The sequence below is a fragment of the Streptomyces bobili genome (assembly GCF_002154575.1).
In the GTDB taxonomy this organism is placed as follows: domain Bacteria; phylum Actinomycetota; class Actinomycetes; order Streptomycetales; family Streptomycetaceae; genus Streptomyces; species Streptomyces bobili.
This window is the reverse complement of record NZ_MUBA01000383.1, coordinates 424-10,211: the sequence shown is the minus strand read 5'-3', so window position 1 is coordinate 10,211 and position 9,788 is coordinate 424. Positions and strand designations below refer to the sequence as shown.

Sequence of the window (9,788 nt, the reverse complement as noted above, 5' to 3'; positions counted from 1 at the left end):
GACGCTCGGCCGGGGCGAGCGGGCCACGACCTACGTCCGCGACCCCGAGGGCGCCGTCGGAACGCCCCCGCTGAGCGCCCCGTACGACCCCGACGTCTCGCTGCCCGCCGGCGCGCGCGACACCGGATACCGCGACGGCGACCGGCAGTTATGGCTGACGGACGACCGCGCGACGGCGTACGTGCGCACCCCCGACGGCGTGGAGGCATGGCCCTCGGCGACGGACGGGGTGGCCTGCATGTGAAAGCTCAGCGGCTCGCGTGCAGGGCGACCAGCAACTGCCACACCTGGTCGGCGATCTCGGCGGGACCGGCGTCGAGCAGGCCGTGCAGCCAGTCCGCGAGCACCCCGGCGAACGTGGCGGCGACGGCCGAGGCGACCAGCGGCGCGTCCGCCGCGCCCGCCCGCTCGCGCTCCCGCAGGCTGTACGCCCGCAGGTCACGGTGCAGGACCCGGCCCAGCGGCCCCCCGCCGCCCGGCGTCAACAGAGCCCGGTACAGCGCCGCGTGCGGGGTCAGCGACGCGAAGAACTCCCCGAGTGCCGCCGGGGCCCGCACCGGATCGGGCCGCCCCCGCCAGGAATGCAGCGCCTCCACCGCCTCGCGTACGACGTCCGCGCAGGCGTCGACCGCGAGGGCCTCCAGGTCGTCGTAGTGGACGTAGAAGGTGGCCCGGCCGACTCCGGCCCGGCGGACCAGCGCGGCGACGCCGACCTCCGCCAGCGTCCGTTCGGCGCACTCGTCGAGGAGCGCGGCGCGCAGCCTCGCCCGCGTGCGGGCCGCCCGCGGGTCCTCGGGCTCGCCGCGGGTCACCGCGCGATCAGGACGGCGGCCAGGGCCAGCGCGCCGGGCAGCGCCTGCGCGACCAGGATCCGCCGGTTCGCCGTGACCGCGCCGTAGACGCCCGCGACGATCACGCAGGACAGGAAGAACACCTGCGCCCGGAAGCCGGTCGGGTCGGCGGCGATCAGCCCCCAGACCAGGCCCGCGGCGAGGAACCCGTTGTAGAGCCCCTGGTTGGCGGCCATCGGGGCGGTCGCCCGCGCCATCTCCGCGTCGAACCCGTGGAACGAGCGGCCCTGCTTCCTCTGCCACAGGAACATCTCCATCACCAGGATGTAGAGATGCAGCGCGGCGACAAGCCCCACGAGAACAGCGGCGACGGCTTCCATCGTCTTCCTCATTTCTTGGACAGGTGTCCACTATAGCTGGACAGGTGTCCAGGAAGTCCAGTGGGTCGGCGATGTCAGCGGCTGCCGCTAGCCTTCGGCGCATGAGTGATCAAGAGGTGATCGTGCGGCGGGCGACCGCGGCGGACATACCCGTCCTCGTAGAGTCCGCCGCCGGGCTCTTCGGCGAGGACGCCGGTACCCGCGACCCGAGCGTCGACACCGACTGGCCGCGCGAGCACGGTGCCGCGTCCTTCGCCGCCGCGCTCGGCGACCCAGCGCGCCTGGTGCTCGTGGCCGAGTCCGGCGGGCGGGTGGTCGGGCATCTCAGCGGGTCGGTCACGGCGGGCACCGCCACGCGGCCGGTGATGTCGGCGACCCTCGTCGGAATCCACGTCCGGGCCGCCCACCGGCGGTCCGGGGCAGGGGCGCGGCTCGTCGGCGCCTTCGCCGACTGGGCCCGCGAACAGGGCGCCCGGCAGGCCGAGGTGACCGCGTACACGGACAACACCGACGCCCTCCGCTTCTACGAACGGCACGGCTTCGGCCCGCACACCACCACCCTGCGCCGCTCCCTCCAGCCGAGGCGGCCGGCCCCGTGAGCCCCTGCGGGAGTGTGTTCAGGCGTTCACACTGGGATCCATGACCTCAGTACCCGCACGCTCCCCGCAGCAGCGCAAGCACGACACCCTGCACCGGCTGGAACACGATGTCGACGCCTGGGTCGCCACGGCCGCCGAGACCGGCGGAGCCCCTTACCTGATCCCGCTCTCCTACGTCTGGGACGGCGCCACCCTGCTCATCGCCACCCCGGCCGCGAGCCGCACCGGGCGGAACCTGAGCGACACCCGGGTCGCCCGCCTCGGCATCGGCCCGACCCGGGACGTCGTAGTCATCGAGGGCTCCGCCCTGGCCGTGGAACCCGCCGACCTCCCGGAGGAGGACGCCGAGATCTTCGAGGCCAAGACCGGCTTCGACCCGCGTGAACTGCCCGAGCCCTACCTGTACTTCTACGTCCGGCCACGCCGCATCCAGGCCTGGCGGGACACCGACGGGCCGCAGGGACGCGAGCTGATGCGGGACGGCGAGTGGCTGGTGGCCGGCTGAATCCGGGGTATCCGCAGGATTCGGGGGCGGCACGGGTCCGTCCCGCACCGGACCTCGCGGAGGAGAGACATGGCACTGGTGAAAGCGGGCATCGTGGTGCTCGACTGCGCCGAACCCGAGAAGCTCGCCGAGTTCTACAAGGGCCTGCTGGACACCGAGGAGACCGACGCGAACGCCAACCTCGTGGAGATCACGGGCGCCGCCGGCACCCGGCTCGCCATCCGGCGCGACGCCAACGCGACCCCGCCGAGCTGGCCCCGCCCCGAGAGCTCGCTCCAGGCCCACCTGGAGTTCCTGGTGGAGGACCTCGACGAGGCCGAACGCCGGATCGTGGGCCTCGGCGGACGCGCCCTGGAGACCAGGGGCGCCCACGGCCCGCTCGAGGAACGTCAGTACGCCGACCCGGCCGGGCACTCCTTCACCCTGCGCCTACGGCCCTCCACCGCACCCAAACAGGAGTGACCGAGCCGCGCGGTGCCGTCCTGGCGGGGCGGCACCGGCCGCACCCGTCAGTCCCGGCCGCCCTTCTCCTTCGTGGGCCACACGCCCGTGGAACGCTCGATGGCCTTCGCGCCCGTACGGTCCGCCGCGCTGCGCACCGCGGCGAAGATCGCCCCCTGGATGGCCGCCGCCAGGATGACCTCACCCCAGCCACGGTCCCGGTCCAGCGCGTCCGGCGCGTCGTCCTCGTCGCGGACCGCCTTCCAGATCTTGCGGAATGCGAGCCCCGCCAGCGCGCCGCTGGCCCAGCCGAAGACGAATCCGACGGGCTGGTAGACGATCGGGAGCTTCTGCTTCTTGCCCACGTGTACCTCCTGGGTGTGTAGGGGAGTCAGGGCCGGCCCCGCGGCGGGACCTCCTCGCCCGGCCGCACCGGGCCGGGCGGCGTCCCGTCGCCGAACGGCCGCCCGCCGAGCCGCTCGCGGTGGTGCGGGCTCAGCCAGCCGGACAGGTCGGGTCCGAGGGGGACGATCCGGGTCGGGTTGATGCCGGTGTGGACCTGGTAGTAGTGGCGCTTGATGTGATCGAAGTCGACGGTGTCACCGAACCCGGGCGTCTGGAAGAGGTCGCGGGCGTACGCCCACAGGACGTCGTTCTCCGTCAGCTTCCACCGGTTGCACTTGAAGTGGCCGTGATACACGGCGTCGAACCGCACCAGCGTGGTGAACAGCCGGATGTCCGCCTCGGTGATCGTGTCGCCGACGAGGTACCGCCGCCAGGCCAGCCGGGACGCCAGCAACTCCAGCCGCCGGAAGACCGCCGCGCAGGCCTCCTCGTACTCGGCCTGGCCGTTGGCGAAGCCCGCCCGGTACACGCCGTTGTTGACGTCCTCGTACACCTCGGACATGATCGCGTCGATCTCGCCCCGCAGCGGCTCCGGGTAGAGGTCGGGCGCCCCGTCCCGGTGCAGTGCGCTCCACTCGGTGGCCAGGTCCAGGGTGATCCGCTGGTAGTCGTTCGTGACCAGCTCGCCGTCGGTGACGTCCACGATCGCCGGCACGCTCACCCCGCCGGGGTGGTCCCTCTCGCGCCGGTCGTAGGCCTCGGCGAGGAAGCGGATGCCGAGCACCGGGTCCCGGCCGTCGGGGTCCAGGGTGAAGCGCCAGCTGCGGTCGTCCTGGATCGGGTCGGCGATCCCCATCGACAGGGCGTCCTCCAGCCCTAGCAGCCGCCGGGAGATCACGGCGCGGCTCGCCCACGGACAGGCCCGGCTGACGATCAGACGGTAGCGGCCGGCCTCCACGGGCCGTCCGTCGCGGCCGTCCGCGGTGATCCGGTCGGCGAAGTGGCTCCTGGACCGCTTGAACGCCTTGTGCCCGTAGGTGCTGTTGCCGTCGTCCCGGCCCGCCATGGTTCCTCCCGGTCCTGGTGCGTGCGGGTCTCGCTCACCCACCGCGTTCCCCGATTTCCACGGACGGCACGGTATGAGCCGGAACGGCCGGGGCAGCCGGCGGAGGTGACCGGGACATCCCCGAAGGACAGCCCGACCTCGCGGAGCGCGACCTCACAGGGCACTGCCGGGTCAACGACGGGGGCATGACGAAAGCCCCGCCGCGACGGGGGAACGCGGCGGGGCCTGATATTCGAGTGCCCGGCACGGAGACGTCCATGCCTCCTACGGACAGATTTTTCTACGGAATTTCCCGGCGAACGCCGGCCCTGCTGGTCAGTGCGGCTGGTCGACCGGCTCCAGGACGAAGACCGGGATCTCGCGGTCCGTCTTCTTCTGGTACTCGGCGTACTGCGGGAACGCGGCGACCGCGCGCTCCCACCACTGCGCCTTCTCCTCGCCGGTCACCTCACGGGCCCTCATGTCCTGCTTCACCGGCCCGTCCTGCAGCTCCACGCGGGGGTCGGCCTTCACGTTGAAGTACCAGACCGGATGCTTGGGTGCCCCGCCCAGCGAGGCGACCGCGGCGTAGCGTCCCTCGTGCTCCACCCGCATCAGGGGTGACTTGCGGATCTTGCCGCTCTTCGTCCCCACGGTCGTCAGGACGATCACGGGCCTCTTGGTGTTCTGGAGCGTGGTTCCCTTGGTGCCCCCGGAGCTCTCGTACAGCTCCACCTGCTCGCGTACCCACTGGGTCGGACTCGGCTCGTACTCGCCCTTGAGAGGCATGACACCGTCCCCTTCGTCACATCGTCGTCGACCGGCTTTCGCCTTCAACACTGGCACCGGCGCGTTTCATCCGCCGCCCGACGCACTGTCAACCAGCCATCCGCACGGCCAGCACCGTCATCACCCCGCTCGACACGAGCGCCGTCACCAGCCGCCCCCGGTGACCGGTCAGCGCCCGCCCCAGCAGGGCGCCGCCCCCGGCGAGCAGCACCTGCCAGCTGGCGGACGCGGCGAAGGCCGCCAGGACGAACACGCCCTGGTCGACGGGGCGTACGGCGTCGGCGGTGCCGGTGCCGAGGACGAGCGCCGCGAAGTAGATCACGGTGGTGGGGTTCAGGAGGGTGAGCCCCAGCAGGCTGAGAAAGGCCCGCGCGGGGCTCGGCGGGGGAGGGGCGATCCGGGTCGTGAGCCGGTGGGCGCGATAGCGGCGTACGGCCGTCGTCGCGCCCCAGGCGGCGAGGGTCAGCAGGACGAGGGCCGAGGCCCAGCGCAGCGGACCGAGCACGGGGCGCAGCACGGCGGCCACGGCCGAGCCGCCGACGGTGGCGAGGAGGGCGTAGATCCCGTCGGCGGCGGCGACGCCGAGCGCGGCGCACACACCGGTGCGCAGGGAGGTGCGGGCGGTGAGGGAGACGAGGTAGGTCCCGACCGCGCCGACGGGTACGGCGATGCCGTACCCGGCGACCAGGCCGGCGACGAGCGCGGCCGTCACGGGCGCGCGGGCTCGGGCCTCCGGAGGACGCCGGGCTGCTGCTGGACCCGCGCCGAGGGGACGGCGGCGGACAGCGGCGGCAGGATGGTGATGAGCGTAGACATGGGCAGATCCTGCGGGCCGGCACCGCGGCACGGCAAAGGGTTTTCCGCGCGGGGACGGCGCGGCCCCCGGCCGCGCCCCCGTCCGCTAGCGCAGCAGCGCGCAGACGAAGTCCTCCTGGATGGCACGCATCCGCGCCAACCGGTCCGGAGCCTGGGCCTGGTTGATCTGGGTGGTCACGGTGAACGTCAGCGAGCGGCGGCCGTCCGGGGTCGCGGCGATCAGCTGCGTGTAGCCGGGGAAGTTGCCGGTGTGGCCGAGCACGACGCCGCACCGGGTCGCATAGCGGAAGATCGCCAGCCCCGCCAGGTTGCGTCCCGGACCCGCGGGCTCCGAGGCGCCGGCGACCCACCGGCGCTGCTCCCGGACGAGACTCCGGTCGTACAGCGCGCCGGACGCGTAGCCGCGGACGAAGCGGGTCATGTCGGCCGGCGTGGAGATGATCCCGCCGGACGCCCAGACGCCCGACGCGCTGAGGATCTCGCTGACGTCCTGCGGGGGCGGCGGCGTCACGTCGTAGCCGTGCAGGTAGGGCTCGGGCATCCGGTAGCCCAGCGGCAGGCTCGTGTCGCGCAGTCCCAGCGGCCGGTACACGAGGTCACGCAGCAGCCGCTCGTACGGCGTGCCGGTGGCGGCCTCCGCCATCAGCGCGACGGCGATGTTGTCCGAATTGGAGTACAGGTACCGGCTGCCGGGCCGGAAGTTCAGCGGCTCGTCGGCCACGTAGTCGAGCAGGCGGCGCGGGTCGAAGCGGTGCCGCGGGTCGGCCGTCACCACGCGCAGGAATTCGGCGTCCTGCGTGTAGTCGGGCAGACCGCTGGTGTGGTTCAGCAACTGGCGCAGCGTCACCGCTCCCCAGGCGGCGGGCAGCCGGGGCAGCCGCTCGCGCAGGGTGTCGTCCAGATCCAGGGCGCCGCGGTCGGCCAGGCTCAGTGCCACCGCGCCGCTGAACGCCTTCGCCGTGCTCGCGATCCTCATGTGGTCGTCGGGCCGGGGCGGGCGGCCCGTCTGCAGGTCGGCCACGCCCGCCCGCAGGACCCGGGTCCCGGACTCCCGCCGCAGCACGGCGATGACGCCGGGCGGCCCGCCGGGACCGCGGACGAACTCCTCGATCTGGCGCTGCAGCGAGCGGTCGGTGCCCGCACGCCCGGACGCGGCGTCCGGGCCGGCGTCCGGTCCGGCGGACGCGACGGCGGGGGCGACGGCGGGGGCCAGCGCCGCCAGACACAGGACGAGCACGGACACGGGCCGCAGCCGGCGGCGGGGTGGTACGCAGGGCAGGGACATCGGGGCTCCCGGAGGCGGGTGGACAGTACCGGTGATCCAGCCTTCCGGCGCCGCGCGGCTCCCGCCCGCCGCGTTGCTGCACCCAGCCCAGTGCACCGGTCCCCGAGGGGCCGTCCGGGCCCCTTCAGTAGGGTGCGGACGTGACCGCACAGGACGAGAATCCGCCCTTCCTCTACGTCGTCGTCTGCGCCGCCGGCATCGCCGCGGACGTCGGAAGGCTGATCACCGCCGCACAGCGGCGCGAGTGGCACGTGGGCGTCATCGCGACGCCCGTCGCCATGAACGGCTTCTTCGACACCGCGGCCGTCGAGGCACAGACCGGCCGGCCGATCCGCTCGGCCTGGCGGAGGCCCGGCGAACCGCGGCCGTTCCCCGATCCCGACGCGGTCGTCGTCGCCCCGGCCACCTTCAACACCGTCAACAAATGGGCGGCCGGCATCGCCGACACCCTCGCCCTGGCCACCCTGTCGGAGACGGCCGGCCTCGGCATCCCCGTCGGCGTCCTGCCCTGCGTCTCCGACGCGCTGGCCGGCCACCCCGCCTACCAGGAGAGCCTGATACGGCTGCGCGGGATGGGCGTACGGTTCGGATACCCCCACGACGGCACCGAGGGAGCCGAGTTCGGCTGGGAACGGGTGCTCGACCTCGTCGGGTGAGCCGGACGTCGACGACCGCGACCGCCCCCGCCCCGCCCGTGCGGGACGGCCGATATTCTGCGAACTCCCCGTAGCGCCACCGACGTCAGGAGCGGCCATCATGCAGTACGTGAAGCTCGGTTCGACGGGTCTGGACGTGTCGAGGATCTGTCTGGGCTGCATGACCTACGGAGTCCCGGACCGGGGCACCCACGCGTGGACCCTCGACGAGGACGCGTCCCGCCCACTCATCCGACAGGCCGTCGAAGCGGGCATCACCTTCTTCGACACCGCCAACATCTACTCGGACGGCACCAGCGAGGAGATCGTCGGCGCGGCGCTGCGCGACTTCGCCCGCCGGGACGAGATCGTCCTCGCGACGAAGGTGCACGGCCGGATGCGGCCGGGGCCCAACGGCGGCGGCCTCTCCCGCAAGGCGATCCTGACCGAGATCGACCACAGCCTGAGCCGTCTCGGCACCGACTACGTCGACCTCTACCAGATCCACCGCTTCGACCCGCACACTCCGGTCGAGGAGACGATGGAGGCACTGCACGATCTGGTGAAGGCCGGCAAGGTGCGCTATCTCGGGGCGAGTTCGATGTACGCCTGGCAGTTCTCCAAGATGCAGTACACCGCTCAGCGGCACGGCTGGACGAAGTTCGTCTCCATGCAGAACCACTACAACCTCCTCTACCGCGAGGAGGAGCGCGAGATGCTGCCGCTCTGCGCCGACCAGGGTGTCGGCGTGCTGCCGTGGAGCCCGCTGGCCCGCGGCCGGCTCACCCGCGACTGGGGCACCGCCACCGACCGCAGCACGCGGGACGAGTTCGGCGGCGGCCTCTACCCCGACAGCGACCGCGCCGTCGTGGAGGCGGTCACCCGCATCGCCGAGGCCCGCGGCGTCCCGCGCGCCCAGGTGGCCCTGTCCTGGCTGCTCCGGCAGGGCACGGTGACGGCCCCCATCATCGGCGCGTCGAAGCCACGGCACCTCCAGGACGCGGTGGCGGCGGTGGAACTGACTCTCACCGAGAAGGAGTCGGAGGAACTGGAGCAGTCGTACACGCCGCACGCCGTCTCGGGTCACTGACGGCGCGGACGCGGCGCCGGGCCGCGGGCGGGGCGGAATACGCCCCGCAATTACCTCCCGAAAAGGGACACCATTACCGCGACCGCCGCGAATGGCGAACCAAGATTGACATTTTGTCAAAACCATTGTGGCAGTACGCAATGCACGAAACCACGAGATCCCTTGTTCTGCCTGGTCCGCCTGTGCGAAGGTGGGCTTCGTCGGCGCACGGAGAGTATTTCCCCGACCGTGCGCGCGAGGCATCCCCGTCCAACTCCCCACGCTCCAAAAGGGCCGCCGCACCCTGCGGGTGTTCGGGATGTCGAACATTGAACGCAAGGATCCCCGTCGTTGCGAGGGCGGGCTCACCCGCCCATTTGGTACAGACTTTATCCCGCATGTTCCCGGGAGGAATGCACCCGTGAAAGACGCAGGCCTGTCGAATTCCCCTTCGGCGCGCCGCTTCGAGGTGACGGACGAACAGCTGAGCGCCGAGCTCAAGAACTGGACCGGCACCTCGCCCGCGCTGCACCCCGTCGGTGAACTGCTGGACCGGCACTGGGAGGCGGCCTTCGCCTACGCCCGGCTGTGCTCCGACGGGGAGCGGGCGGCCGGCATGCTCACCACGGCGGCCTTCACCCGGCTCTTCGGCGAGACCCTGCGGCAGAACGGGCCGACCTCCGCCTGGCGGCCCCACCTGCTGCTCACCGTGCGCCGCATAGCCGCCGAGTGGGACTCCGACGGCCGCCGGGACCTGCTCCACCCCGCCCTGCGCGCCGCCGAGGACGAAGGCGAACGGCCTGCCGCCCGGCTGCTGCCGCCGGTGCACCGCCGCCTGCTGTCCCGGGCGTTCCAGCGGCTGTCCCAGTCCGCGCGCTGCCTGCTGTGGCACACGGAGATCGAGGCCGAACCCCTCGCCGTCCCGGCCGGACTGCTCGGCCTGGACGAGGAGGGCGCCCGCGTCGAACTGCGCCGGGCCCGTGAACGGCTCCGCGAGGAATGCCTCCAGGTACACCGCGAACTCGCCGCCGACGAGGACTGCCACCGCTACCACCGGCTCCTCGACGTCACCTGCCGCCGCGGCGGCA

12 protein-coding genes and 2 pseudogenes are annotated in these 9,788 nt (G+C 72.6%); 7 read left to right on the top strand and 7 right to left on the bottom strand.

Annotated features, from left to right (window positions below; all coding sequences use genetic code 11):
• A pseudogene (locus BZL64_RS39915) lies at nt 1-244 on the top strand (hypothetical protein); the annotation flags it as partial.
• Between the two features lie 4 nt (nt 245-248).
• Here the strand turns inward: BZL64_RS39915 and BZL64_RS27495 are convergent.
• Both BZL64_RS27495 and BZL64_RS27490 read right to left on the bottom strand, forming a co-directional pair.
• A complete protein-coding gene (locus tag BZL64_RS27495) occupies nt 249-812 on the bottom strand; it encodes a TetR/AcrR family transcriptional regulator (protein ID WP_086771877.1) in 564 nt (187 codons plus the stop codon).
• Complete coding sequence (locus tag BZL64_RS27490) at nt 809-1,171, bottom strand: DUF1304 domain-containing protein (RefSeq protein ID WP_086771876.1); 363 nt, start codon at nt 1,169-1,171, stop codon at nt 809-811. Before BZL64_RS27490 ends, BZL64_RS27495 begins: the two co-directional genes overlap by 4 nt.
• Before the next feature lie 101 nt (nt 1,172-1,272).
• On the opposite strand from BZL64_RS27490, the gene BZL64_RS27485 reads away from it, so the two are divergent.
• From BZL64_RS27485 to BZL64_RS27475, 3 genes are all read left to right on the top strand, one after another.
• Entirely contained in the window at nt 1,273-1,770 is a 498-nt protein-coding gene (locus tag BZL64_RS27485; RefSeq protein ID WP_086771875.1) for a GNAT family N-acetyltransferase, read from the top strand.
• A gap of 40 nt (nt 1,771-1,810) precedes the next feature.
• On the top strand, nt 1,811-2,275 hold the full coding sequence (locus BZL64_RS27480) for a pyridoxamine 5'-phosphate oxidase family protein (protein WP_086771874.1): 465 nt from the start codon (nt 1,811-1,813) through the stop codon (nt 2,273-2,275).
• Between the two features lie 69 nt (nt 2,276-2,344).
• Entirely contained in the window at nt 2,345-2,737 is a 393-nt protein-coding gene (locus BZL64_RS27475) for a VOC family protein (RefSeq protein ID WP_086771873.1), read from the top strand.
• Between the two features lie 47 nt (nt 2,738-2,784).
• On the opposite strand, the gene BZL64_RS27470 is transcribed toward BZL64_RS27475, so the two are convergent.
• From BZL64_RS27470 to BZL64_RS27450, 5 genes are all read right to left on the bottom strand, one after another.
• Nucleotides 2,785-3,081 (bottom strand): DUF4235 domain-containing protein, encoded by a 297-nt coding sequence (locus tag BZL64_RS27470; RefSeq protein WP_086771872.1) that lies wholly within the window; start codon nt 3,079-3,081, stop codon nt 2,785-2,787.
• Between the two features lie 26 nt (nt 3,082-3,107).
• Nucleotides 3,108-4,127, bottom strand: coding sequence for a glutathione S-transferase family protein (locus BZL64_RS27465; RefSeq protein ID WP_086771871.1), 1,020 nt, complete (start codon nt 4,125-4,127; stop codon nt 3,108-3,110).
• Between the two features lie 315 nt (nt 4,128-4,442).
• The gene (locus tag BZL64_RS27460; RefSeq protein WP_086771870.1) at nt 4,443-4,895 is read right to left on the bottom strand and encodes a nitroreductase family deazaflavin-dependent oxidoreductase; all 453 of its coding nucleotides are present in this window, start codon (nt 4,893-4,895) and stop codon (nt 4,443-4,445) included.
• 88 nt (nt 4,896-4,983) lie between these two features.
• Nucleotides 4,984-5,607, bottom strand: coding sequence for a LysE family transporter (locus BZL64_RS27455; RefSeq protein ID WP_086771869.1), 624 nt, complete (start codon nt 5,605-5,607; stop codon nt 4,984-4,986).
• Nucleotides 5,608-5,796: 189 nt separating this feature from the next.
• Complete coding sequence (locus tag BZL64_RS27450) at nt 5,797-6,996, bottom strand: serine hydrolase domain-containing protein (RefSeq protein WP_086771868.1); 1,200 nt, start codon at nt 6,994-6,996, stop codon at nt 5,797-5,799.
• Between the two features lie 140 nt (nt 6,997-7,136).
• Between BZL64_RS27450 and BZL64_RS27445 the strand changes: the two genes are divergently transcribed.
• The 3 genes and pseudogenes from BZL64_RS27445 to BZL64_RS40675 all read left to right on the top strand — a co-directional run.
• Nucleotides 7,137-7,652: a flavoprotein gene (locus tag BZL64_RS27445; RefSeq protein WP_086771867.1), complete on the top strand. Its 516-nt coding sequence runs from the start codon at nt 7,137-7,139 to the stop codon at nt 7,650-7,652.
• A gap of 100 nt (nt 7,653-7,752) precedes the next feature.
• Nucleotides 7,753-8,721, top strand: coding sequence for an aldo/keto reductase (locus tag BZL64_RS27440; RefSeq protein ID WP_086771866.1), 969 nt, complete (start codon nt 7,753-7,755; stop codon nt 8,719-8,721).
• Nucleotides 8,722-9,121: 400 nt separating this feature from the next.
• Nucleotides 9,122-9,788 (top strand): annotated as a pseudogene (locus BZL64_RS40675) (hydrolase); the annotation flags it as partial.

Bases quoted from the DNA above. Each gene is read 5' to 3' on its own strand.
- BZL64_RS27490 (WP_086771876.1), bottom strand. From the start codon at position 1,171: ATGGAAGCCGTCGCCGCTGTTCTCGTGGGGCTTGTCGCCGCGCTGCAT.
- BZL64_RS27485 (WP_086771875.1), top strand. From the start codon at position 1,273: ATGAGTGATCAAGAGGTGATCGTGCGGCGGGCGACCGCGGCGGACATA.
- BZL64_RS27480 (WP_086771874.1), top strand. From the start codon at position 1,811: ATGACCTCAGTACCCGCACGCTCCCCGCAGCAGCGCAAGCACGACACC.
- BZL64_RS27475 (WP_086771873.1), top strand. From the start codon at position 2,345: ATGGCACTGGTGAAAGCGGGCATCGTGGTGCTCGACTGCGCCGAACCC.
- BZL64_RS27465 (WP_086771871.1), bottom strand. From the start codon at position 4,127: ATGGCGGGCCGGGACGACGGCAACAGCACCTACGGGCACAAGGCGTTC.
- BZL64_RS27460 (WP_086771870.1), bottom strand. From the start codon at position 4,895: ATGCCTCTCAAGGGCGAGTACGAGCCGAGTCCGACCCAGTGGGTACGC.
- BZL64_RS27450 (WP_086771868.1), bottom strand. From the start codon at position 6,996: ATGTCCCTGCCCTGCGTACCACCCCGCCGCCGGCTGCGGCCCGTGTCC.
- BZL64_RS27440 (WP_086771866.1), top strand. From the start codon at position 7,753: ATGCAGTACGTGAAGCTCGGTTCGACGGGTCTGGACGTGTCGAGGATC.